Here is a 23,066-nt window from a genome sequence, read left to right on the forward strand (position 1 = left end):
TTCATTAGATCATACGGAAAGATGCCATTCTACTTAAATTTATGATTTTTAATGAAATCATCAGGGGATTCCTCAGTGCCGAGCACGCCATTCATAGGAGTCCGAATTTCATGACTCATGGCGGCAAGAAATTCACTCTTGGCTTGGGCGCTAGCCTCTGCTTTCTTGTTGGCTATTTCTAATTCTTGGGTGCGAGCTAAAATTCTGTCATCTAAGGTTTGCTTTTCGTACTCTAGTTGAGCCTTTGAGTAGGCTAAGCTTTCTGCTAAATGGTTGAAAGCACTTCCGAGCTTGCCTAGTTCATCTTGGCCCAAATTAGGTAGCCGATAACCAAAATCTCCTTGTTCTAACAGTTCTGTGCCTTGGTGTAAAATGGCTATTCTATTAAATAAGTAACGTTGTAAGCCCCAGTACAAAGCTGTTATAAGCAGGATGGTCATGCCGGCAACCATACTGAGCATTAACTGCTCAGTATGAGCAAAGACAGCGTTAAGCTGTGCTTTATCATGGAGCAGATAAATATTCATTGACTGGTTAGCCACCTGTATCGGTTGACTAATAACATGTATGTCGTCACTGGCTAAAAAGGGCTTACCTTCTTGGGAAGGGGTAGAGCTAACAATAACAATGTTGCTCTGATTGGTGATCAGGGCGTCAATGATTGCTGAGCCTCGGCTATTTTGCTCTTTTGTTAGCTGTAATAAAGTGTCTTCGCTGGCGGTTTGCCAATCAAATGACAATACGACCCAGCCAAGTTGGTCGCCTTTTTGTATCACCGGTGCCATGATCCATTGTTGCAGTGTGTTTTGTTGTGATAGCCAAGGATCGACATTAGGGTTACTTATGAGGGGTTGGTGGGCTGAACTATTGGGAAATAAAGGGTGGCTTAAGCTACTTTTCCCTAGCCAGGTGACGGTGTTAAAAACGGAGCCAGAACTATCTCGATTACTTGCAGCAAGAATATCGGCATCCATGTCTAACACTAAAATGTAAGTTAAGTAAGGATACAGGGCGACAATATTATTGAGTTGGGTGGAGATATTTTGCGGTTGATGACGTTGCAGGGCATCTTGTACGTTGGGGTTTTGCGCAGTAACAATGGCGTTGTGTATTAAAAACTCAGCTCGATCGTTAAATCGTGCTTCAGCCAAACTTAAGTAACTGTGCAATAACTGTTGCACTTGTTTATTATCGACCTTTTTTACATTCTGAATAATGTAAAAGCCCATAATAAGCATCACCGAAAGCACAACTGCGCTAATCAGCAACAATAATTTAGTGACTAAAGACATATATTCCTTTTATTCATGGATAAATAATTCGGTAGGAATATCGAAAAGGATCGATTTAATAAATAGTTAGAATTATTGTAGTTGAGATTTTTGGCGCTGTGGAAGTGGTGGCTTATATAAACAAATAATAAATTGGAAGCGGCTCACTTGTCATAATTATTGGCGCTCAATAAGGATGCGACCCTTATCCCCATAAGCGCGAATCCTTAACCGATTATGAGCAAGTGAGCTCTATTTACATCGCAGCAGAGAGTAACCGTAAAATCTCTCTGTTTGTCAAAATCCAGTGTAGCTGAGAAAAGTAGAATATCTGTCGTTTTTATTGATGTTTCACTTGTCTGTTAATTTTTATCCCTTTGTTTTAGTTGCTTTTATTCTTTTTTCATTAACTATAATTCATACATAATTCATGCTGAATCAATCTAATCGCTATTCTTATTGGGGTTGCATGGCATTTGGTTGTTTCTTTTGCCTGTTGCTATCTGTGGGTAATTGCTGGAGTGGTGGCGCGGCATCAAGTAAACTAGCTGCCTAGTCAGGAATTTAAGGATACATGATGACGGAGCAGGTTGATCAAGCGGCCCATGATAACGCTAAGCATGACGAAACGACGCATTTTGGTTACCGAACCATAGCCAAGGCTGAAAAAGCCGATAAAGTTGCTGAGGTGTTTCATTCAGTGGCGACCAAGTACGATATTATGAACGACTTTATGTCATTTGGCATTCATCGTATTTGGAAGCGTTTTGCTATTGACTGCTCAGGCATTCGTCCTGGCCAAAAGGTACTTGACTTGGCAGGTGGTACTGGTGATTTAACGGCTAAATTTTCTCGCGTGGTGGGAGAGCAGGGCCATGTTGTACTCGCTGACATTAATGATTCAATGTTAAAGGTGGGGCGGGCCAAGCTACGTGATCTTGGTATTGAAGGTAATGTTGAGTATGTGCAAGCAAATGCAGAAGCGTTGCCTTTCCCTGATAACCATTTTGACTTGATCACTATCGCCTTTGGTTTACGCAATGTCACCGACAAAGATAAAGCTATTCGCTCTATGTTCCGCGTGTTAAAACCGGGTGGGCGTTTGTTAGTTTTAGAGTTTTCTAAAACAGACCAGCCAATACTCAGTAAGCTCTACGATTTTTATTCCTTCAACTTTCTTCCTGCTATGGGCAAGCTGGTGGCTAATGATGCTGACAGTTATCGTTATTTAGCCGAAAGTATTCGTATGCATCCTGACCAAGAGACCTTGAAAGGAATGATGGAAGACGCTGGTTTCGAAGGCGTTGAATATTTTAATATGACTGGCGGCATTGTTGCCTTGCACCGCGGTTATAAGTTCTAGGAGTAAGCTATGCCTTTATTAAGCCTGATCAGTGCCGGTGTTGAAACCGGTATTAATTCACTGCAATTATTGGATCGGCAAGGGCAAGCTCGGCGAAAAAAACTCGCAGGTAAGGTATTTTCTATAGAGTTGAAAGAGTTACCTAGCCCTTTCTACTTTGTTATTAGCTTGCAACAAGTTGATGTGCTGGGTGAATATGAAGGCCAGCCAGATGTGCTGGTTAAGCTTTCAATTTCGGCATTGGATGAGTTAAAAGACAGCGCTAAAACCACTTCGCTCATTAAGCAAGAAAAACTCGAAGTTGAAGGTGATATTCAGTTATTGCAGCAGTTTGCGCAGTTGTTGACAGAAATGGACATTGACTGGGAAGACGAGTTATCACGTTATTTGGGTGATGTTTTCGCGCACAAACTTTGTTATGGGCTGTTGCAAGTTAAACGCTTAGCTGGCCAGCAACTTTGCCGATTACAGCATAATATTGGTGAAATCATTACGGAAGAATACCGGTTGGCACCGGGACCACTCGAAGTGGCTTATTTTTGTGATGAAGTAAGCGCCCTTGAAAAACGCACTCATGCTACCTCGGCACGGCTAGCGCAATTGGCAGAGCAAGTAACTAAATGATGAAGTTTGCAGAGATAGGTCGTTTTTATGCGATCGCTAAAACTTTTTTAAAATATGGTTTAGATGAGTTAGTCCCCTACGAGCACCTACCTTTAGGCAGCCGTTTTGGTCGCAAGGCTTTGTTTTGGATTGAGAATGAATTTCCAGACATGGCGCTGCCGGAACGCTGTCGCTTAGCGCTGCAAGAACTCGGCCCCGTTTATATTAAGCTTGGCCAAATGCTGTCTACTCGGCGTGACTTATTACCGCCTGAGTTTGCCGAGCAGTTAGCTTTACTACAAGATCAAGTGAAGCCCTTTTGCGGCGATCTGGCTATTGAGCAGATTGAGCGCTATTTAGGTGACAAAGTTGAGAATATTTTTGATGACTTTGATGCCACTCCCTTGGCTTCAGCTTCCATTGCTCAAGTACATACTGCCACCTTAAAACAGGATGGCCGCGCGGTGGTGGTGAAAGTTATTCGCCCTGGCATCGGTCAAATTATTAAGGCGGATGTGCAATTAATGAAGTTACTGGCACAGATTGTTGCCAAATATGCCCCTGAAGCAGATCGCTTACGTCCGGTTGAGGTGGTTGAAGAATACGAAAAAACCATCATAGATGAACTGGACTTGATGCGTGAAGGCGCTAATGCTATTCAGTTACGGCGTAATTTTGAGGGCTCGAAAGAATTGTATGTGCCTGAAATATACAGTGATTACTGCACTCATAAAGTGTTGGTGATGGAGCGAATTTACGGTATTCCTGTTTCAGATATCGCGGCACTGGAAGCGCAAGGCACTAACATGAAGTTATTGGCCGAGCGCGGTGTTGAGACCTTTTTTGCACAAGTGTTTCGTGACAGTTTTTTTCATGCAGATATGCACCCAGGGAACGTTTTCGTTTCGCGTGAACATCCCGAAGACCCGATGTGGATAGGCATTGATTGCGGTATTGTTGGCACACTCAATAAAGAAGACCAACGCTATTTAGCGGAAAATTTCTTGGCCTTTTTTAATCGTGATTACCGTAAAGTGGCTCAACTACATGTTGATTCAGGTTGGGTACCCATCGAAACTAAAGTAGAAGAGTTTGAATTTGCGATCCGCGCCGTGTGTGAGCCGATTTTTGAAAAACCGTTATCAGAAATCTCATTTGGTCATGTATTACTTAACTTATTTAATACTGCGCGTCGTTTTAATATGAAAGTGCAACCGCAATTAGTGTTGTTGCAAAAAACGTTATTGTATATCGAAGGCTTAGGCCGTCAGCTTTATCCTCAGCTTGATTTATGGAAAACAGCTAAACCATTTCTGGAAAACTGGATGATGGAGCAGGTAGGCCCTAAATCTGTTATTAACGCGGTGAAAGATAAAGCACCATTTTGGGCTGAGAAGTTACCTGAATTTCCCGAGCTAATTTATGACGGGCTAAAACAGTTTAGAAACCAGCAACATCAATTAAACAAAATGCAGCGAGCTTTTCATCAACATAGCCGTAACATGGCAAAAAGTCGATTTTGGGGCATATTGGGCGGCGCATTATTAGTGGCTGGGGCTGTGCTATATGGTGAGCAAGATACACTGGCAAAAATAGCGGCCGTCTTAGGGGGGCTGGCTTGTGTTAAAGCTTATTTACACACCGCAAAAGAGTAACATTGTTTGGTGCAACTTTAGAGTAAACTAAGCATAAGAGAGCGTTATTGCTCAGTGGTTTTAAACTTATATTAATCATCTAACTTTATAAACGGGATAACATTATGGGTGGCATTAGCATTTGGCAGTTACTGATCATTGCGGCAATAGTGATTTTATTATTTGGCACAAAAAAATTGCGTAACATGGGTGGCGATATTGGCGGGGCGGTAAAGGGCTTTAAAAAAGCCATGAGCGATGATGACTCTGCAGATAGCACCAAAAATTTGGCTGATCCAGCACAAAAGAAACAAGCAGATTTGGATCCAAAAGACGAAAAAAGCAAACAAAAAGAGCAGGATTAACCCGCTATGTTTGATATCGGTTTTTGGGAAATCGTCCTTATTTCAGTGATTGGTTTGATTGTATTAGGCCCTGAGCGTTTACCTGTTGCGATACGAACGGTGTTGCATTGGGTTCGCACCGTGAAAGGGACTGCCAATACAATGAAGAATGAGCTTTCCCAAGAGTTGAAGATTCATGAGTTACATGAAAATTTGCGTAAGGCTGAGCAACAGGGGTTGAAAGATATTTCACCCGAGTTACATGAATCAGTAGAAAGCTTAAAACAAGCGGCAGAGTCAGTCACTCGACCTTATGCTAAAAATCCAGCTGCTTCGGATCCTGAGTCGAGTGTGGTAAATAATGATGTCCCCCCGTCTGTTGACATAAAGGGCGACGAGCAGGAAAAGAAATAAATGTCTGACGTAAAACCAGAGCAATCTGCGGCGCCATTAATTAGTCATTTAATGGAGCTGCGTAACCGCTTGTTACGCGCTGTGATGGCGGTGGCGGTGATTTTTCTTGGCCTAGTCTACTTTGCCAATGATATTTACTATTTTGTTGCTGAGCCTCTGACCAGTCGCCTTCCTGAAGGCACCAGTATGATAGCAACGGATGTTGCGACACCTTTTTTCACGCCCATTAAATTAACCATAGTGCTAAGTATCTTCTTAGCAATGCCGTATTTGTTGTATCAAGCTTGGGGATTTATTGCGCCAGGTTTATATCAACACGAAAAAAAGCTGGTCGCCCCGTTAGTATTTTTTAGTGCGGTGCTATTTTATGGTGGTATAGCGTTTGCTTACTATGTGGTTTTCCCCCTTGCGTTTCAATTCTTTACCTCGGTAGCGCCCGAAGGCGTCACCATTGCTACCGATATTAGTAGTTATTTAGATTTTGTTCTTAAATTATTTTTTGCTTTTGGCCTAGCATTTGAAATCCCAATTGCAACCTTGTTACTTTGTTGGACTGGGGCCACGACGCCAGCCCAACTTAAAGCTAAGCGACCTTATATTGTGGTGGCTGCGTTTGTGATTGGTATGTTATTGACGCCGCCAGATATCATTTCACAAACCATGCTAGCGATTCCTATGCTGTTGTTATTTGAGTTAGGCTTGCTGTTTTCTCGTTTTTATGTGAAAGCACCAGCAGATGATGGGAGTGAATCTGCATGATCGATATCGGTATTAATTTAACCAACAAGCGCTTTGATAAAGACCGGGGGCAAGTTATCGCACAAGCCCAAGATGCGGGCGTAACAGGAATGATAGTTACCGGTACTAATTTAGCCGAAAGCCAAGCCGCAGCTGAGCTTGCTGCTGAATATCCCGGTTATCTTTATGCCACGGCAGGGGTGCACCCGCATGATGCAAAAAGTGTGTCTGAATCAACATGGGCATCGTTACGTGAATTATGGGCCTTGCCTCAAGTTAAAGCGGTGGGGGAGTGTGGCTTAGACTACAATCGAGATTTTTCACCTCGACCAGTGCAAGATAAAGTATTTGAGCAGCAGCTTGAGTTAGCGGTCGAGCTGCAATTACCGGTGTTTATGCATGAGCGTGATGCAAGGGCTCGATTTATTGATATTCTCAAACTTTATCGGGATCGCTTACCTGCTGCCGTATTGCACTGCTTTACAGGTGAATTAGATGATTTAAAAGCTTACCTCGATCTTGATTTACATATTGGCATCACCGGCTGGATTTGTGATGAGCGCCGTGGCTTACATTTACATCAAGCAGTTAAACTCATCCCAGGTAACCGCTTGATGATAGAAACAGATAGCCCGTATTTATTGCCGCGCACGTTGCGTCCTAAGCCAAAATCGAGCCGTAACCTACCGCAATATCTGCCTCATATTGCGCAAACTATCGCAGATGCTCGAGGACAGAATATAGCTGAATTGATTAAACAAGCCACAGCGACCAGCGAGCAGTTTTTCTCTCTTTAAGTTTTCGTTTACTGCTTGAATAAGTGTAAAGCCATAGTTAATGCTCTGATTTAAGCTTAAACTCGCCGACCTGAGAGCGCATGTTAACAGCAACCTCATTTAGTTGACCCACCGATATTTCTAATTCTTGTGCTGCGGTACTGGCTGTTTTTGCGATATCACTGATAGCTATTATGCTTTGGTTAATGGCTTCGGCAACGCTACTTTGCTCTTCTGCCGCCGTCGCGATATGGGTGTTCATGTCGCTGATGACATCAACCGAGTTAACAATTTTAATTAAAGCATCTCCTGCTTGAATGGTATGATCATTGGCATCTTTAACATCATGAGTGCCAAGCTCCATTGCCGTGACAGCCTCTTGTACTCCTGATTGTAATTTTTCAATCATAGATTCAATTTCTAACGTCGATTTTTGTGTACGTTGTGCCAGCGTTCTTACTTCATCAGCTACAACTGCAAAACCTCTGCCTTGTTCACCGGCACGGGCGGCTTCAATTGCAGCGTTAAGAGCCAGTAAGTTAGTTTGTTCAGCAATACCTTTTATTACTTCAAGTACCTGCCCGATATTTTGGCTCTCTACATTCAACCGATTGATGACGACGGATGTTTGCTCAATTTGTGCTGATAATTTTGACATGCTTTGGATGGATTTTTGTACTATCTCGTTACCGGAAGTGGCCGTGTTATCAGCCTCTCTTGCCGAGTCTGCTGCCGAGTTGGCACTTTGTGCGACTTCTTGCACTGTGGCCGTCATTTGGTTCATTGCGGTGGCTGTCTGTTCGGTTTCATTTTGTTGCAATGACATTCGTTCGTTAGTTTGTTGAGTAAAGCGGCTCAGCTCATCACTTGACTCATTGATGGTCATTGCGGCTTGGCTAATGCCGTTTAAAATTTTACCTAGATGTTGGATTACCCCAGTCAGATCTTTTGAGATTTGGCCTAATTCATCATTGTTATAGACCTTAAAATCGACCCTAAGGTCGAGCTCTTCTCTGACTGTTTTAAGTGTACTTAAAATGTTGGTGATAGGCTTCATTACGCTACGGTTAACCCAAATCCCCAGTATAATACTGGCTAATAATGCGCAAATAGTCAGTGTGATAAACCATTTAGTTGAGGTGATGTAAGCCTGATGCGCAGCTCCTCTTTCTTCTTTTGCCACATGAAGTTGTAGGCTAATTAATTCAGATATTTTACTGCTTATGGGATCGATGACTTGGTATAAAGGCATAATATCTTGAGTGAGCTGTCCGGAAAGGTTGCCATTGAATGAGGCCAGTTTACTGTGGAGGTGTGTTATCGCATTGTTGGCTGGTGTAAACAACTTATCGGCTTCTTGTGCGAGTTGCTGCTCTTTGGTTGTTAGTGTTGTTGATAGGTATTTTTCCCAGCGTTGTTCAATTGTACGTGTTGCTTTTTGTAGGGCGAGAGCGGCTTCTTGTGCACTTATGCCCCCTGCGTTGGCTTTGTTAATGGCATCGATAACCGAAACGGCATATTCATCAGCAATGATTTTTAAGTCTTCGAGAGGCACAACTCTGTCGTTATATAAACTATTCAGGCTATGGTCTATTTTTCCCATTACATTAACCGCTAGTATGCTGATAGAAGCGAGCAATAATAATGGCACGAGTAAGGCCAAAATCATTTTGTGTTTAATTTGTAGATCCATGCTCTTTCTCCCTGGCAGGCAAGTTGCCTCTGTTTGTTGAGTATAGCGATGTTCATTTTTTTTATGCGAATTGGCGTCTGTTTGCTGCTGGGAGGTTGGGGGATTTTTGGGTTGATTAATATTTAAGATTTTGATTTTTTTTGTTTTTTATGTTCGCGTTATATCAATCATAATTTAGTCATTTTTATATGGCGCTAAGTTTATCCAGTCTTGCGGGAGGCTGATTTCGGCAAACTTAAATTTACTAATGCTATCAAGTCGAAACGCTTGAGGATGACCATTTTCTTCGGCTTCTAGCCACTCGCCTCGATCCGACTTAATGCGTAGCGTGTGAGGAATCACAAGGTGACAACTTTGATCTATCAGCACCAAGTGTAAAGGTTGTTGTTTAAGGCACGCCAGCTCGAGGTAGTCATACTTATCACATGCAATGGGCTGGTAAGGATTGAGTTCACTCATTGACACGTCCTCTATCTCATCGTCACTTAAAGCTTGATTCGCGCCTAAGTATAGCGGCTTCTAAGCTAGAAAGTGTATGGGAGTTGTTGGTGGATGCACCTATTTTACAGCTTAGCTGGGTAATAAGCTATCAACTACGATAGAGGATCTTAATTAGGTGAAAGCCAAATTTGGTTTTGATTGGGCCGTGCACTTTGTAGAGCTCTTGCTTAAAGACAACATCATCAAAGGCTTTAACCATAGTGCCTTTACGGAATTCGCCTAAAAATCCTCCTTTTTTGCCTGAAGGGCAAACAGAGTGAAGTTTGGCGAGTTTGGCGAAATCGGCACCTTTGTCGAGCTGTTGTTTCAGCTTTTCACATTTATCACGTTGCTTAACTAAGATATGGACGGCGCTGGCTTTCATGCTGGTGTTCCTGATATGAGTGGAAGTGTGCATGTTACCTTAGCTAGGTAGGGAGGAAAAGCTCACCTAAAGGGATAAGGGTAGGTGAGCTTAGTGATATTAATAAGATCAAGATAATAGCGCGGCGGTGATTTTTATTGGGTCGCGATAGCTAGTATCTCAATAGTGTGGGTTCTTTCTATTCCACTTCTAGTTCAAATGAGAAGAACTCGCTAGTACCGTCATCGTTATCGCTAACAAGTGCGCCAGAGATTTCCTCTTTGTCACTTTCTACAATAGCAATAGACTCAACTTTGGTGATGATTGGCTCACCTATTTCGTTTAGCAATGGTACAGAGGTAGCGGTTAAATCAATGTTTTGCTGCTCTTTTTTGAATGCTTTTAATGGAATAAGGCCGATAAAGCTACCCAGAATTTCACCATCGTTATAAGCATCACCTGTTGCTTCAACTGAGGCTGTGTAGACAAGTGATTTACCTTCAACCCAGAATTCGCCACCAGATAGCCCAGCTTCAAAACCTGCCACGGTCGGTAGCGTTACGTTAAAGGTTTTTAGCTCAGTTACTTGAGTGATTTTACCAACCATGTAATCAACTAGCTCTGCTTTATCTAGCATAAAGATCAAATTGCCGCCTGAGTTGCCACGGTTAAAGATGAACGCTTTGTCTTTGGCAATGGCTAAGCCTTCGATGTTCAACTCTTGGTCACCACTAAAACCACCTGCTTGGTATAATTGAGCGTATAAAGGCGCAAGTGATGTCTCAATCTGTTGCTTGGTGTTTTTGGCGATCATGTAACCCCATTCACGCACCTCCGCTTTGCTGCCTGAGCCCAAAACAAGGAACCAGTCTTTTAACTCGTGCTCTACCATTGCCATTGCTTCATAGTCAGGCTTAACTGCTTTGACAATGCGGCCGTCTTCGGTCATTGGATAGTCTTTGATTAGGTGTTTATCTTTAATATTAAAGCGTTGGTTGAGTTTAAATAACCAAGGTGAGTCATCACCTACCGCATATAGTGCTTTACCGTGAGAAACTAAACCAGAAGCAGAGGATAGTTCGGTATTGAGCACAGATGGGCCTAATTCTAGTGACAGGTTATCCATTGATTTGGCATTAACTTGTGCCATAGCACCTACTGCTAACATAGCAACAACAATCTTGTTAAACATTACAACTCCTTGATTAATATGAGGCGAAAAATTATTAAATAGTCTTTTGTGACACTTTTATGACAAAATAAATTCTAAACTGAATGTATCTTCCCGTTGCCATAGGGTCAATTTCAATTTTACTAGAATGAGATCTATCGCATTCAAATGGGATTAAATTCCCAAATATTGTCGGGGTTTTTCTCTTGAATAGCAGCAGTTTAAGTATGGAGCACGGCAAGTCATGGCAAGGGAATTGTGGTCGTTGATAGTATTAGCTGGGTAGAAACGCGAGTGATTGATGCTTGTAACATTAATCCTATGGGCTGTCAGTTCACCACTATGGTTGGATAAATTTAAGCCGTTTTTCATCTCTGCGCTGAAGTTTTCGAAAATACGTTGGCCGCTCAGTTTGCTTAGGTAACTCAGCTTTTTAGTCGGCGTATGATTTACTTATAGTCGTTTTAGTAGTAGGTCATCGCGTTGATATAGATCGTGATGAAAGCTAACCGTTTCACCACTTACGCTCACGGTCCAGTACATTAGAAATACATCGATGGGCCGTTTAATGTTAACTCGTGTCCGCTTTTCACTGGCGACAACATGGGCAATGTTTTGTGCTGACCAATTAGCATCATCATTGAGTAATAGTCGCGCTAGCTCCATGGGGTTTTCAACTCGAATACAACCATGGCTAAATGAGCGTTGTGCTGAGTTAAACAAACGTTTTTGCGGAGTATCGTGTAAAAAAACAGAGTGCCGATTAGGGAAAATAAACTTCACTTGTCCCAGGGCGTTATTTTTCCAAGGTTGCTGCACTAAGTGATAGGGAAAATTTCGTGCCGTATAGGCCTCCCAGTCAATTTCTGTTAACTCAACGGGACGGCCATTATTTTGCACCACTTGGTACTGTTGCTTTATTAGGTAATCAGGTTCATTAAGAATCTTATGCCACATTTCTTTTAAAATACTGCGCGGTACTGTCCAAGTCGGGTTGAACTCAAGATATTGCAGCTGCGATTTAAATACTGGAGTGGCATTGAGTGGAGTGCCTACCATTACTTTAGTTTGCCAGTTTAATTGACCGCTTTGATAAAAAAATAATTCAAATCCGGCTATATTGACGATGATAAACTCTTGGCTGAGATCAGTTGCCAGCCAGCGTGCTCGCTCTAAATTGATTTTGATCTTTTCTGCTCGCTGTTGATAGGGGATATTTAATGCCGCTAATGTCGCGGGGCCAATCACACCATCTGTGTCGAGATCATGGTGCTGCTGGAATTGCTTGATCGTTTCTACCCATGCAAGGTGATACGTTTGTTCACGTTCTAGGGCGCTTTCAAAGGCTTCATTAGTGATTTCGGGAAAGGAATAACCAAGTTGCTGCAAACGTTTTTTAAGCAGCGGGATGGCAGGGTGAAGCATTCCAGGCTTGATTGATTTTATGTCAATTGTGATCACTTCAAATGGATAGCGCTCAGCGATGGCACGGTAGCGTGCTAATGCCTGCTTAAGTTGACCGTATAAATCATATTGTGGGCGTTGCTGCTCGAATAGTTCGGCAATGGTTTGCTGTTGAATATGCTGCAATAGTTGCACCGAAGTCGCATTATGCTCAAGTGCGGCTGGATCATAATTCCAAGTAGGGTCAAGCTCTGCTGGGTTGAGTTTGCCATTATGGAGGTGATGGGCAAACGTCAGTACGGCATCGCTGAGCAATATATCAAATTGCGCTGCGCTGCTTTGGTCGTTGGGCTCGAGTGCTTGTTGATTCGCTTGTTGTAAATTTAAGTGCAAAGATTGCAGTGTGGCGAGATGATAGTCGTTAGGGTTTAACCCGTCTTGGTCAGCTTGCGCAAGTAGTTGGATCACTTGACCTGCGTATTGCTTATCGCGCCAGAGTATTTGGTATTGCTGTGTTTGATAAATAAAAGTGAGCAGGGGCATTTGACCGAGGGACTGGCCTAGCAGTTGGGGATTGGCGGCCTCTAACAAAGGGTTGATCAAACCAGCAATAGGTGTCGTCGGTATCTCGGTAGGTATTAAGGCTGCAGGTGTTTGATAGATTTGCTCTGTAGCCTCAACATGATTAGAAAAAACGAGAAAAGCCAAAATACTGAGTGACAGTTTTCTGCTGATACCTTTCATTGTTGACCTCGACAGCTGAAAAGATCTAAAACGCCTCGGTGACCGACAAGTACACAGCATCATCGTCATTAGATTTTGCGTAATCCACGCGTAAATTAATTCGTTGTGATTCTAACACCATGTAGCGAATTCCTACGCCATAGCTTGCAATAGCATCATGCTCACCAAGGCTGTTAATGGTTTTGGCATGCTCGCCAGCGCCAGCAAAACCAACAAATCCTAAGTTCTTCCAAGCACGCCATCGTAATTCAGCTTGGCTGGAAACACTGGTTTTATCAAGGTAGTTGGTGGCAGAAAATCCTCTTAGGCCGATGGTGCAGTAATCCCACAGCGGGGCATTACCTTTTTTGTTACAGCCTCTTGCTTCGAATGCAAAAATTAATGGCGTGAGTAATTGCTTATAAAAACGATAGCGTATTTGGTAGGACTGGTATGTATTGGTGCTACCAAGGGCTTGGTCGTTAAACATGGCGTCCAGTTCAAAGCGCTGACCATTATAAGCGTTGGTTTGATTATCGCGGCTGTCGTATTGTAGTAGTGCACCCGCTCCAATGGACTGCGTTTGTGATGCAAATAGCCAATCTTGGCGGTCTAATGAGGTAGAGAAAGTTTGCTCGTTCTCAATCCATTTCGCTTGTATGCCGAGGTACCAATTATCAGCAACACTGCGAAGTAGCTGAGTCTTGGCAAAGACACCATTGATTTGCCAACCCACTTTAAAGGGGATATTGGCAATGTTTTCATCAAGTAGGTCAAGCTGTAGGTCGGCATAAGCCAAGGTAGCGTTAAAGCGCCATTTATCTTGTTGCCAATAATTCTGTTGGTTAATACCAATGCCATAGCTTTTGTTGTTGGTGTACATGCTAAATAATTGTGTCACGTTTGGCGGCTGCTGTTCTTTTTCTTGTTCAGTTTGTCCATAGTAATAAGCCGCAACGCCAACAATACCTGAGCCTAATGTAGGGTCTGACAGCGGGATTGGAACCGCGATAAAGTCTCCTTTTTGCACTTTTAGTTTGTATTTTGATTCACGTGCGTTCTCAGCCCATTCTGGCGTAAAGGAATCAAGCCCATAGCAATATACCCAATCAACTTGAAGATGCATGTTTCAGAGTGCCACCGTGTTTTCAATACTAGGCACGCTAATGCAAGAATGTAGGCACCTTTTAAATTAGCGTAACAACGTAGTGAAAGCACGGTGGTGCTCCCAAAGGGCAAGTTTTACAGGCGTTTATGCCGCGTGATTGATTTTGATAAGGGGAAGCCATTACCTGCAATCAATACCTTGCCTAAACGCCTGTAAACACTTGCTGAAATCAAGCATCTCCAGGTTGATTGGGTATAAGTATTACTGTTGTCTTCGATAGCCCAAGCTGGACGGCTGAGGATGGATAAGGTGACAACGAGCTGGGTGATGAGATTAAAGCGCAAATGACATTCCTTGAAATACGAGCTCCGAGGGTGAATAAGCAATATACCTAAGCAACTTTAAGGCGGGTCTATTGGCTGGTATTAGGAATATCATAACGCTCTAGAGTGAAACAAGTTTTATCACGTGGTTAATGAGATTGGTGGGATATTTATTTTTACTCGGATTAGAGTCACTCCATATCGTCTACAGTAAGCTCGCTATTTTTCGATACAAGGCAATGGCTTGTTGCTCAGTGAGGGAGCCTTGCGCCGAGCTTTGCCCGGTGGATGCGCTGACTTTGACTGAATCGGTCGCGCTGGTTTGATTTTGTTGTGCTAGACGCTCAGCCTCTTGGGAGAGAGCTAAAAATTCTTTTTGTGGTGAAGGCGCTAAGGTTTTTGACGCGACTTGGCTTGCTGCTGCAGGTTGCACCCCTGAAGCAGGAGATATATTCAGACTTTGTACGTTATCTATCTGCATGTCTCAGCCTCCACACTTTATTATAGCCTGAAAATGCTCGTTGCAAATGTATGGGTCGATTTTCTTACTGCGATGCTAACACTGGATACACAGAACTGGAGGCTGGGCTATGTGAGCGGTGGCAAAATTCTCATATTAGTGGCAACTAAAGCCCATCAGGCTAGACGGGCTTAATTTCAGCATGCATTGATACGCGTTTAGGTAAGGCTCTGAAGCATCCAGCTGCTAGTTGATCGGCTATATACTACGAGCTAAAAATTATACTAGGGTTAAGGGTTTACAGTGGGCTAATTGACATATCAGGAATTTATTAGCACACTGATTTTTTAACGTTTTAAGCGAAGTGTATGTCAAAACAGCATGGCAATATTAGCGTTATTCAGGGAGCCGGCATGCTGTTGGCTACGTTACTGGGCTCGGGAGTATTATTGGTGCCGGCGCTAGTGGCGACTGAATCGGGTGTTTATTCTTTGTTGGCTTGGCTGTTAATGGCGTTTGCCATCTTACCTATCGTGTTTACTTTTGCAGCCCTAGGTAAGCGTTATGCGAATCAAGGCGGCACTGCACACTTTGTGAAATTGGCATTTGGCACTAAAGCGTCAGCGAGCTTAGCTTGGTTATACGTCTCTATTGCGCCGATTGGGCCGCCCGTTGTGCTGATCACTGGGGCGGCATACTTAACTCAGTTATTTAATTGGTCACTCGCGACAAGCATATTGATTGAGCTGCTAATGTTAGTGGTTATTCTGTTGCTTAATGTATTGAAGTTAACCACTTCGGTGCGTTTTCAAACCCTGCTTAGCTTTATTGTTACAGCGATTATTATTGCCATTTGTGGTGTGGCGTTGTGGCAGTCAGAACAGCCGTTACCTGAGGGAGAATTAATGCCATGGCAATTAGGGCAATCAATGGCAACGATCTTTTGGTGCTTTGTCGGCATTGAAGCTATTTGCCATGTTTCTAATGATTTTAAACGGTCTGAAGTTGATTTCCCACGTGCGGTTTTTCTGGGGGTGCTCATGGCTGGATCTATCTATTTTGTGCTCAGTATTGCTGTGCTTAAATATAGCGCTTATGGCTCTGAAGCTAAAAACCTGCTCTCTGTCTTATTTGTTGCGCAATCCGCGTTGGGTGATTGGGGCCATAGATTAATGGCTTTAGTGGGCTTTATTGCGTGTTTTTGTGCGGTTAACTTATACGTGTTGAGTTTTGCTAGAATGCTCGCAAGTATGGCCGAACAGGGCTATGTCCCTAAACGGCTGGGACAAACTAATGCAAATTCAAGCCCAGCACTTGCCGTGTTAGTGGTGGTATTGCTGATTGCTGCTGTACTGGGATTGCGCGCATGGCTAGACTGGTCGTTTGCTAGTTTACTGGCGTATGCTAATGCTGTTTTTGTCTTGATTTATTTAGCGGCGGGGCTAGCGGCCATTAAATTATTATCAGGGATAGGGCGATATTGGGCTTGGTTCACCACCTTGTTTTGTGGTGGCGTTGCGTTGTTGATGGGCGTGGATGTGCTGTATGGTTTGGCCGTATTTTTTCTGACTTTTGTCGGTTACCACTTGCAGCAAAAGCGCCTCGCACGTAAACCGGCGACCGCCTTGTAATCACTGATAAAATCCTGCCTTTATGATAATGTGTCGGTATTATTTAGCGCTTTAGTAGCAACAGGAGTAGCCGCGTGTCGATTAATTTTGTTGGTGGATTTCCCCATCGTCGCCCTCGTCGTGTCCGTAAGCATGATTTTTCTCGTCGTTTAGTCGCTGAACACACCTTAAGTGTCAATGACTTGATTTACCCCATGTTCATCGTAGAAGGTAATAATCGCCGTGAAGCGGTGGAGTCGATGCCGGGTGTCAGCCGTGTTTCTATTGACTTATTGCTTGAAGAAGCCAAAGAGCTGGTGGCCTTAGGAGTGCCAGCTGTGGCGCTATTCCCTGTCACGCCAGCAGGACTAAAAAGTGAATTGGCAGAAGAAGCCTATAACCCCAAAGGTTTGGCACAAAAAGCTGTTCGCGCTTTGAAAGCCGTGTTCCCTGAGTTAGGTGTGATCACCGACGTAGCACTGGATCCTTTCACTATCCATGGTCAAGACGGCATTATTGATGAGCAAGGCTATGTGCTAAATGATGTCACCACTGACATTTTAGTTAAACAAGCTTTATCTCATGCAGAAGCGGGTGCAGATGTAGTTGCGCCATCGGATATGATGGATGGCCGTATTGGTGCCATTCGTGAAGCACTAGAAGCTGCTGGTTTTGTTAATACCCAGATCATGGCCTATAGCGCCAAGTATGCTTCTCATTACTACGGCCCGTTTCGTGATGCGGTCGGCAGTGCCGGTAATCTAAAAGGTGGCAATAAGTCGACCTATCAAATGGATCCTGCTAACAGTAACGAAGCGTTGCAAGAAGTGGCGATGGATTTGCAAGAAGGTGCCGATATGGTGATGGTTAAACCGGGTATGCCTTATCTTGATATTGTACAGCGGGTAAAATCTGAGTTTGGCGTCCCCACCTTTGCTTACCAAGTGAGTGGTGAATATGCGATGCATAAGGCGGCCATTATCAACGGCTGGCTAAAAGAGCGAGAGTGTGTACTTGAGTCGCTATTGTGTTTCAAACGGGCTGGCGCCGATGGTATTTTAACTTACTTTGCTAAAGATGTAGCGACTTGGCTTAATGAAGCTAAGGCGACGGAAGAGGTTGGCGAATAAGCTAACAGATGAACTTAGCCCAAGTTGAAATCTTCTGCCGTGTGGCAGAGTTAGGCTCCATTGCTGAAGCGGCGCGTTTACTTAACAGTAACCGTACCCGCCTAAGCATGGCGTTAAAAAGCCTAGAGAAAGACTTGGGCGTTGAGTTGTTCATTCGCTCCGGTAATCGCTTGGAGCTAAGTGAAGCGGGCAAAACGATTTTGCGTGATTGCGAAAACTTAGTCTCCACCGCCGATCGTATAAAAAATATGTGCCGCGCGAAAGAAGATACCTTTGCTGCCGAAATCTGGATCGCTCGTGATGATTCATTGCCCGGTGATTTTTGGCGTGATACTTCCTTAGCGTTAAGTAAAAAGTATCCCGCCACCTCATTCAGTCTAGTGCAAGCTTCTAGTGGTGATTTGGCGTCGATGATCGAGCTTAAGCAGGTAGATTATGCTTTTGGCATTGACTACGTGTTAGATGATATGCCGAGCTTGAAATATCAGCGCTTAGGCAAAATACGCATGATGTCGGTGTGTCGCAGTGAGCACAAGCTGGCAAAAATGCGTCGAGTGGAAGACTTTGACTTACGCCGTGAACTGCAAGTTTGTTTGGCCTATTTGAACCTTAAAGAAAACCCCGAATTAGCACCGATGGCAAGTCGCTTTATCGGCTTTAATAGCTTTGAACACATGCTGGATGCGATTTTACGAGAGTCGGCTTGGGGCGTGTTGCCCGAGCCTTTAATTAAGTCGTATTTGCGCGAAGAACAGTTAGGTGTCATTCGTCACTCTTATGGTTTGGTACAAGAGGAATTTTGTTTATTAACCCCTGATTTTAGCCAAACCCACCCAGCAATGGAGTGGTTAGCAGAGCAAGTTACGGAATACCTATTTTCTTACTAATTACACGAAATACACACATCTAATTGATTTTATTTACTTATTTTATAAGGTAGAGCTGTGCTCTCTTTATTTCAATTCTGACACAATTAACCTTAATAAATCGCCCGTAAAAAATGCTGTCACTCAGCGTCAAATATATTGACTCTATTTTTATTGGTTAAGCTTTTGATTTATATGTATTAATTTCAATGCTGTGTTCTTCGTGTGGATTTTTTCTATTTCTCCTTTTGAAAAAAAACACATTTGAGCAGACACTCATGTCATCTTATGGTTTCGGGGGTTATATGAGTAACAGCGCAAATAAAGAGCGAAGTTTGCTGGTTTTATCGGCATGGTTGGCGGCTTTTTTTGCAATCTTGTCTATTGTGTTTGGTCTAATGCTGGGTTCTTTGGTTATTGCATTCGATGGTTTTTATTCCTTAGTCAGTGTTGCATTAACATTATTATCTGTACTAGCTGTCAGAATTATTGACGCTCCTCGAGACAAGGCTTTTCCTTTCGGCCGTGCCATTTTTGAACCTTTAGTGCTGATCATCAAGGGCAGTGTCATTTTTATCTTATGTGCCTATGCTTTTTACGGTGCTATGGTGTCTCTTTTCGCCGGTGGTCGTTTAATTGATGTCAATATTTCACTGCTAATTGGTGTGATCAACACGATAGGCTGTTTTGTTATTTTTGCTTATATGAGCCGAGCTTCTAAAGCAGAAGAGTCAGGTTTACTTGAAGCTGAAAATGCCCAGTGGAAAATGGATGGTTACTTGAGCTTAGCTGTATTGATTGGCTTTGTTATTTCAGCTTTACTGCAGTCATCGCCCTTTGCTAAGTGGGCCGTTTACGCTGATCCGGTGATGATGTTAATGGTAAGTTGTTACTTTATACGTATGCCCCTGAATATGGTGCAAGGTGCGGTACGTGAAATATTGCACATGAAAGCGGACGATAGTTTAGAGAAACAAGTTGACCAATGTGTGCACAGTTTAGATGCAAAAAGCCCAGTGAAGTTTCGTTTGGCTGGTTTAACTAAAGTGGGACGTGAATTACACATTCAACTTGAGTTGGATGAGCAAAAAACCAGTCCAGGTTTGCAGTTACAGCAAATTCAAATGGCGCAGCTAGAGCTGGAAAAAAAGTTAGAGCGATTGCCATTTCGTTCGCAATTGAATTTAGCGTTAACTTAATACTAAATCTGAGCGATAAAAAAACCTGCTGCGGCAGGTTTTTTTATGTCTGAGTAAATCAAGCAAGCGAGTTTAAAAGGGCTGTTCAACGAGTGTTAATTGTAACCCTGCTTTTAATTCTTGCTCTACTTCTATCTCTAACTCTGCTGCTCGTAATGCGTGCTCTGCTAGCCAACCTGAAGGTAAGCTAAGAGTCCATGCGCCATCATCATCACTTAAGGTGAAATTGGGGATAGAGCCCTTGGTGCGACGCATGCAAAGAATGATGGCAAGCCTGAGTAATCGACATAAACTGACGGCCTGGCTTAAGTCTAGGGCATTTTGCTGAGCAAACATGTCGAGCGCCAACTTGCCTCTTTGGTTAAAGAGTAAAGCTGCAAGCAACTGTTTTTGTGCAGGGGTAAAACCGGGTAAATCGATATTATCAATTATGTAAGCAGCGTGCTGTGGTGCTTTTTTATACTCAATACATAGGCCTATTTCGTACAAGGTCGCTGCACTCGTTAGCATGGGTAACGCCACTTCATCGTCTAATTCGATGACTTTAGTGATGGCTTTATAAAGTTGCACAGCCGTCTTTTTAACATGTAGTGCTTGTTTTTGATCGATTTGATAACGACTTATTAGGCTTTTTAAGGTGCGTTCACGCACGCCTTGATATTGAGATTCACCGATCATTGAGTAGACCAAACCTTCACGCAGCGCACCGCCAGCTAAGGTCATCGAATCAATATCAAGATATTCAAAAATAGCGATTAAAATGGCTAGTCCGCTTGGAAATACGGCTAAGCGCTCACTGGATAACCCTTGTAACTTTAACTTGCCGAGTGAGCCGCATTCAATGCTTTGTTGTTTCAGTTCAAGTAGCTTGTCTAAGGTGACTTGTTCATTAAGCCCTTGGGCTTTTAAAATGTTTTGCAGTGACTGCACGGTACCAGAAGCGCCGACACAGTTTTGCCAACCGAGATTAAGGTAATCTTGTGCGACATCTTTTAGTACTTGTTTAGCGCCGTTGATCGCAGCGTTAAAGTTAGTGTCGTTTAATTTTTGATCTGGGAAGTAACGTTTTAGCCAAGTAACGCAGCCCATGTTAACACTGTTAAGCAGTAAGGCATCACAGGCTGCCCCTATCACTAACTCGGTACTGGCACCGCCAATATCAATGACTAAACGATTACCTTCACCACAGCTAGTCTGTGCCACGCCTTGGTAGATGGTGGCAGCTTCTTCTAGTCCAGAAATAATATCAATTTTATGGTTGAGTATGGTTTCGGCTTGTTCAAGAAAGGTGTTCACGTTTTTGGCTAAGCGTAAAGTGGCAGTACCGACAATGCGAATATTTTCAGCTGGGATATCTTGCAGTTGTTCGGCAAATAAACTCAAGCATTGCCAACCTCTTACCATCGCGTCATGGCTTAGGTTAAAGTCATCATCTAGGCCTTCAGCTAAGCGTACTTTACGTTTTACTTTGGCTATGGTGCGAATGGCATCTTCGACTTCGCGAACCACCAACATGTGAAAACTATTTGAGCCAAGATCAATGGCTGCGTAAAGAGGAGATTTACTGCTCACTTTGTTCACCTACAAAATAGGCTGGCTTAAGCTTATAAGCCAGCAATGGGCAAACTCAGGGTTTAGGCCTTAGGTTTACCTTATGGTTTTCTGCGATGATTGTGCGATCTGTTGCCTGACTTGTCTCTAAATTTTTGCGTATTAGGTGATTTTACTTTATGAATACGCAATGGAGGAGGCAGATCGTCAATCAGTGCATCTTCATCAAACTCACTGACCGGAATTTCAGTTTTAATGTATTCCTCAATGGCTGGTAAGTTAAAGATGTATTCTTCACAGGCTAAACTAATAGCAAGACCACTTTCACCGGCTCGGCCAGTACGACCAATACGGTGTACGTAGTCTTCTGCATCATCTGGAAGATCATAATTAAATACGTGAGTCACAGATGGAATGTGTAAGCCGCGTGCTGCCACGTCTGTTGCCACTAAAAAGTCCAGTTCACCTTTGGTGAATTGGTCCAGAATTTTTAAGCGTTTTTTCTGTGGGACATCGCCAGTGAGTAGTCCCGCACGATGGCCATCGGCAGAAAGTTGGCCCCAAACCAGTTCGCATTTATATTTAGTATTAGCAAAAACGATGGCTTTATCGGGCCATTCTTCTTCGACTAACGTCATAAATAAACGCATTTTTTGATCATTTGACGGGCGGAAAAGTTCCTGTTTAATCCGCGTGCCAGTCATTTGCTCCGCTTCTACTTGCACATGAATGGGATCGTTCATGTGCTCAAAAGCCAGTTCTTGCACACGGAAAGACAGCGTGGCAGAGAACAGCATGTTTAATCGTTGTTTAGGATCCGGCATGCGACGGAACAAATAACGAATATCTTTAATGAAACCTAAATCAAACATACGATCGGCTTCATCTAATACAACACATTGGATTGCGTTGAGAGAGAAAACGCCTTGTTTGAAATAATCAATAATACGGCCAGTGGTGCCAATTAGCACATCCACACCTGCTTCAAGTTGTTGGCGTTGGCTTTCGTAGCCTTCTCCACCATAAATTAACCCCATGCTGAGGTTGCAGGTTTTTGCCATTGATACTGCATCATTGTGAATTTGTACTGCAAGTTCACGGGTGGGAGCCATAATAATCGCGCGCGGCTGATTTTGTTTACGGCCCTCTGCTGCAGGGTTTTCTAACAGGTGATGGAAAACGGCCGATAAAAAAGCGATTGTTTTGCCGGTGCCTGTTTGTGCTTGTCCGGCAATATCTTTGCCTTCAAGTAGTACAGGCAGGCTAAGCGCCTGAATCGGGGTGCAATTGTGGAAGCCTTTCGCTTCTAATCCAGAAATAACTTCAGCGCGTAATGCAAAGTCTGAAAATTTCTGTTCTGTTAAGTGTGTTTTGCTCATGTGCGTTAGCATATCAGGTAAAGCTTGCAATAAGAAACAGGATCTATTCAAATAAGACGACTCTTTGTGGATAAAAATCCATCAGAAGCTAAATTTTTTTGGAGTAAGAAATGAGTGACAAGATAGTTCAACTGACAGACGCAAGTTTTGATGCAGATGTTGTAAATGCCAACGGACCGGTATTGGTTGACTTTTGGGCAGAGTGGTGTGGCCCATGTAAAATGATCGCGCCGATCTTAGACGAGATTGCCACTGAGTACGAAGGCAAACTGACTGTTGGTAAATTAAACATTGACCAAAACAGCGCAACTCCACCTAAGTTTGGTATTCGTGGTATCCCCACGTTGTTATTATTTAAAGATGGTGCGGTAGCGGCAACAAAAGTAGGCGCACTATCAAAAACTCAGTTAAAAGAGTTTCTTGAGCAAAATATCTAAGGCTTATTAGGCCTGCTTTAAACAC

At 43.2% G+C, this 23,066-nt stretch carries 23 protein-coding genes; 12 read left to right on the forward strand and 11 right to left on the reverse strand.

Features of this window, described 5'->3' with window-relative positions; translation table 11 throughout:
* Positions 1-29 precede the first annotated feature (29 nt).
* A complete protein-coding gene (locus K1M91_RS09645; protein WP_282561119.1) occupies positions 30-1,292 on the reverse strand; it encodes a HAMP domain-containing protein in 1,263 nt (420 codons plus the stop codon).
* Between the two features lie 556 nt (positions 1,293-1,848).
* On the opposite strand from K1M91_RS09645, the gene ubiE reads away from it, so the two are divergent.
* The 7 genes from ubiE to K1M91_RS09680 all read left to right on the forward strand — a co-directional run bounded on the left by ubiE (position 1,849) and on the right by K1M91_RS09680 (position 7,164).
* Positions 1,849-2,634 (forward strand): bifunctional demethylmenaquinone methyltransferase/2-methoxy-6-polyprenyl-1,4-benzoquinol methylase UbiE, encoded by a 786-nt coding sequence (ubiE, locus tag K1M91_RS09650; RefSeq protein WP_232801665.1) that lies wholly within the window; start codon positions 1,849-1,851, stop codon positions 2,632-2,634.
* Positions 2,635-2,643: 9 nt separating this feature from the next.
* Positions 2,644-3,258: an SCP2 sterol-binding domain-containing protein gene (locus K1M91_RS09655; RefSeq protein ID WP_232801547.1), complete on the forward strand. Its 615-nt coding sequence runs from the start codon at positions 2,644-2,646 to the stop codon at positions 3,256-3,258.
* On the forward strand, positions 3,258-4,892 hold the full coding sequence (ubiB, locus tag K1M91_RS09660; RefSeq protein WP_232801666.1) for a ubiquinone biosynthesis regulatory protein kinase UbiB: 1,635 nt from the start codon (positions 3,258-3,260) through the stop codon (positions 4,890-4,892). Before K1M91_RS09655 ends, ubiB begins: the two co-directional genes overlap by 1 nt.
* 104 nt (positions 4,893-4,996) lie before the next feature.
* Complete coding sequence (tatA, locus tag K1M91_RS09665; RefSeq protein ID WP_232801548.1) at positions 4,997-5,236, forward strand: Sec-independent protein translocase subunit TatA; 240 nt, start codon at positions 4,997-4,999, stop codon at positions 5,234-5,236.
* A 6-nt stretch (positions 5,237-5,242) separates the two neighbouring features.
* A complete protein-coding gene (gene tatB / locus K1M91_RS09670; protein WP_232801549.1) occupies positions 5,243-5,629 on the forward strand; it encodes a Sec-independent protein translocase protein TatB in 387 nt (128 codons plus the stop codon).
* Positions 5,630-6,388 carry a twin-arginine translocase subunit TatC gene (gene tatC / locus K1M91_RS09675; protein ID WP_232801550.1) on the forward strand — a complete coding sequence of 253 codons (759 nt, stop codon included), beginning with the start codon at positions 5,630-5,632 and terminating at the stop codon, positions 6,386-6,388.
* On the forward strand, positions 6,385-7,164 hold the full coding sequence (locus K1M91_RS09680; RefSeq protein WP_232801551.1) for a TatD family hydrolase: 780 nt from the start codon (positions 6,385-6,387) through the stop codon (positions 7,162-7,164). The genes tatC and K1M91_RS09680 overlap by 4 nt, the downstream gene beginning before the upstream one ends.
* 37 nt (positions 7,165-7,201) lie before the next feature.
* On the opposite strand, the gene K1M91_RS09685 is transcribed toward K1M91_RS09680, so the two are convergent.
* The 8 genes from K1M91_RS09685 to K1M91_RS09720 all read right to left on the reverse strand — a co-directional run bounded on the left by K1M91_RS09685 (position 7,202) and on the right by K1M91_RS09720 (position 14,890).
* Positions 7,202-8,836, reverse strand: coding sequence for a methyl-accepting chemotaxis protein (locus K1M91_RS09685; protein ID WP_232801552.1), 1,635 nt, complete (start codon positions 8,834-8,836; stop codon positions 7,202-7,204).
* Between the two features lie 174 nt (positions 8,837-9,010).
* The gene (locus K1M91_RS09690; RefSeq protein ID WP_232801553.1) at positions 9,011-9,295 is read right to left on the reverse strand and encodes a Rho-binding antiterminator; all 285 of its coding nucleotides are present in this window, start codon (positions 9,293-9,295) and stop codon (positions 9,011-9,013) included.
* Positions 9,296-9,425: 130 nt separating this feature from the next.
* A complete protein-coding gene (locus tag K1M91_RS09695) occupies positions 9,426-9,701 on the reverse strand; it encodes a peptidylprolyl isomerase (protein WP_232801554.1) in 276 nt (91 codons plus the stop codon).
* 178 nt (positions 9,702-9,879) lie between these two features.
* Positions 9,880-10,872 carry a hypothetical protein gene (locus tag K1M91_RS09700; RefSeq protein ID WP_232801555.1) on the reverse strand — a complete coding sequence of 331 codons (993 nt, stop codon included), beginning with the start codon at positions 10,870-10,872 and terminating at the stop codon, positions 9,880-9,882.
* A gap of 432 nt (positions 10,873-11,304) precedes the next feature.
* Entirely contained in the window at positions 11,305-12,999 is a 1,695-nt protein-coding gene (locus K1M91_RS09705; RefSeq protein ID WP_232801556.1) for a L,D-transpeptidase family protein, read from the reverse strand.
* A gap of 25 nt (positions 13,000-13,024) precedes the next feature.
* Positions 13,025-14,104, reverse strand: a complete 1,080-nt coding sequence (locus K1M91_RS09710) for a BamA/TamA family outer membrane protein (RefSeq protein ID WP_232801557.1) — start codon at positions 14,102-14,104, stop codon at positions 13,025-13,027.
* 116 nt (positions 14,105-14,220) lie between these two features.
* Complete coding sequence (locus K1M91_RS09715) at positions 14,221-14,430, reverse strand: hypothetical protein (protein WP_232801558.1); 210 nt, start codon at positions 14,428-14,430, stop codon at positions 14,221-14,223.
* Between the two features lie 184 nt (positions 14,431-14,614).
* Positions 14,615-14,890, reverse strand: a complete 276-nt coding sequence (locus K1M91_RS09720; RefSeq protein ID WP_232801559.1) for a hypothetical protein — start codon at positions 14,888-14,890, stop codon at positions 14,615-14,617.
* Positions 14,891-15,237: 347 nt separating this feature from the next.
* On the opposite strand from K1M91_RS09720, the gene yjeH reads away from it, so the two are divergent.
* From yjeH to K1M91_RS09740, 4 genes are all read left to right on the forward strand, one after another.
* The gene (yjeH, locus tag K1M91_RS09725; RefSeq protein WP_232801560.1) at positions 15,238-16,500 is read left to right on the forward strand and encodes an L-methionine/branched-chain amino acid transporter; all 1,263 of its coding nucleotides are present in this window, start codon (positions 15,238-15,240) and stop codon (positions 16,498-16,500) included.
* Positions 16,501-16,574: 74 nt separating this feature from the next.
* Complete coding sequence (hemB, locus tag K1M91_RS09730; RefSeq protein WP_232801561.1) at positions 16,575-17,609, forward strand: porphobilinogen synthase; 1,035 nt, start codon at positions 16,575-16,577, stop codon at positions 17,607-17,609.
* 8 nt (positions 17,610-17,617) lie between these two features.
* Positions 17,618-18,496 (forward strand): LysR family transcriptional regulator, encoded by an 879-nt coding sequence (locus K1M91_RS09735; RefSeq protein ID WP_232801562.1) that lies wholly within the window; start codon positions 17,618-17,620, stop codon positions 18,494-18,496.
* Between the two features lie 284 nt (positions 18,497-18,780).
* A complete protein-coding gene (locus K1M91_RS09740) occupies positions 18,781-19,674 on the forward strand; it encodes a cation diffusion facilitator family transporter (RefSeq protein WP_232801563.1) in 894 nt (297 codons plus the stop codon).
* A gap of 72 nt (positions 19,675-19,746) precedes the next feature.
* On the opposite strand, the gene gppA is transcribed toward K1M91_RS09740, so the two are convergent.
* Together gppA and rhlB are read right to left on the reverse strand one after the other, a co-directional pair.
* On the reverse strand, positions 19,747-21,246 hold the full coding sequence (gppA, locus tag K1M91_RS09745) for a guanosine-5'-triphosphate,3'-diphosphate diphosphatase (RefSeq protein WP_348983264.1): 1,500 nt from the start codon (positions 21,244-21,246) through the stop codon (positions 19,747-19,749).
* An 80-nt stretch (positions 21,247-21,326) separates the two neighbouring features.
* Positions 21,327-22,604: an ATP-dependent RNA helicase RhlB gene (gene rhlB, locus K1M91_RS09750; RefSeq protein WP_232801564.1), complete on the reverse strand. Its 1,278-nt coding sequence runs from the start codon at positions 22,602-22,604 to the stop codon at positions 21,327-21,329.
* A 110-nt stretch (positions 22,605-22,714) separates the two neighbouring features.
* On the opposite strand from rhlB, the gene trxA reads away from it, so the two are divergent.
* Positions 22,715-23,041: a thioredoxin TrxA gene (gene trxA, locus K1M91_RS09755; RefSeq protein WP_232801565.1), complete on the forward strand. Its 327-nt coding sequence runs from the start codon at positions 22,715-22,717 to the stop codon at positions 23,039-23,041.
* Positions 23,042-23,066 lie beyond the last annotated feature (25 nt).

The organism is Motilimonas sp. E26, from assembly GCF_021278025.1.
GTDB lineage: Bacteria > Pseudomonadota > Gammaproteobacteria > Enterobacterales > CBDFNC01 > Motilimonas.

Bases quoted from the DNA above. Each gene is read 5' to 3' on its own strand.
- K1M91_RS09710 (WP_232801557.1), bottom strand. From the start codon at position 14,104: ATGCATCTTCAAGTTGATTGGGTATATTGCTATGGGCTTGATTCCTTT.
- trxA (WP_232801565.1), top strand. From the start codon at position 22,715: ATGAGTGACAAGATAGTTCAACTGACAGACGCAAGTTTTGATGCAGAT.
- K1M91_RS09695 (WP_232801554.1), bottom strand. From the start codon at position 9,701: ATGAAAGCCAGCGCCGTCCATATCTTAGTTAAGCAACGTGATAAATGT.
- K1M91_RS09655 (WP_232801547.1), top strand. From the start codon at position 2,644: ATGCCTTTATTAAGCCTGATCAGTGCCGGTGTTGAAACCGGTATTAAT.
- tatA (WP_232801548.1), top strand. From the start codon at position 4,997: ATGGGTGGCATTAGCATTTGGCAGTTACTGATCATTGCGGCAATAGTG.
- K1M91_RS09720 (WP_232801559.1), bottom strand. From the start codon at position 14,890: ATGCAGATAGATAACGTACAAAGTCTGAATATATCTCCTGCTTCAGGG.
- tatB (WP_232801549.1), top strand. From the start codon at position 5,243: ATGTTTGATATCGGTTTTTGGGAAATCGTCCTTATTTCAGTGATTGGT.
- tatC (WP_232801550.1), top strand. From the start codon at position 5,630: ATGTCTGACGTAAAACCAGAGCAATCTGCGGCGCCATTAATTAGTCAT.
- yjeH (WP_232801560.1), top strand. From the start codon at position 15,238: ATGTCAAAACAGCATGGCAATATTAGCGTTATTCAGGGAGCCGGCATG.
- K1M91_RS09735 (WP_232801562.1), top strand. From the start codon at position 17,618: ATGAACTTAGCCCAAGTTGAAATCTTCTGCCGTGTGGCAGAGTTAGGC.
- K1M91_RS09680 (WP_232801551.1), top strand. From the start codon at position 6,385: ATGATCGATATCGGTATTAATTTAACCAACAAGCGCTTTGATAAAGAC.
- K1M91_RS09705 (WP_232801556.1), bottom strand. From the start codon at position 12,999: ATGAAAGGTATCAGCAGAAAACTGTCACTCAGTATTTTGGCTTTTCTC.
- K1M91_RS09700 (WP_232801555.1), bottom strand. From the start codon at position 10,872: ATGTTTAACAAGATTGTTGTTGCTATGTTAGCAGTAGGTGCTATGGCA.
- K1M91_RS09740 (WP_232801563.1), top strand. From the start codon at position 18,781: ATGAGTAACAGCGCAAATAAAGAGCGAAGTTTGCTGGTTTTATCGGCA.
- K1M91_RS09690 (WP_232801553.1), bottom strand. From the start codon at position 9,295: ATGAGTGAACTCAATCCTTACCAGCCCATTGCATGTGATAAGTATGAC.
- K1M91_RS09645 (WP_282561119.1), bottom strand. From the start codon at position 1,292: ATGTCTTTAGTCACTAAATTATTGTTGCTGATTAGCGCAGTTGTGCTT.
- ubiE (WP_232801665.1), top strand. From the start codon at position 1,849: ATGACGGAGCAGGTTGATCAAGCGGCCCATGATAACGCTAAGCATGAC.
- ubiB (WP_232801666.1), top strand. From the start codon at position 3,258: ATGAAGTTTGCAGAGATAGGTCGTTTTTATGCGATCGCTAAAACTTTT.
- rhlB (WP_232801564.1), bottom strand. From the start codon at position 22,604: ATGAGCAAAACACACTTAACAGAACAGAAATTTTCAGACTTTGCATTA.
- K1M91_RS09685 (WP_232801552.1), bottom strand. From the start codon at position 8,836: ATGGATCTACAAATTAAACACAAAATGATTTTGGCCTTACTCGTGCCA.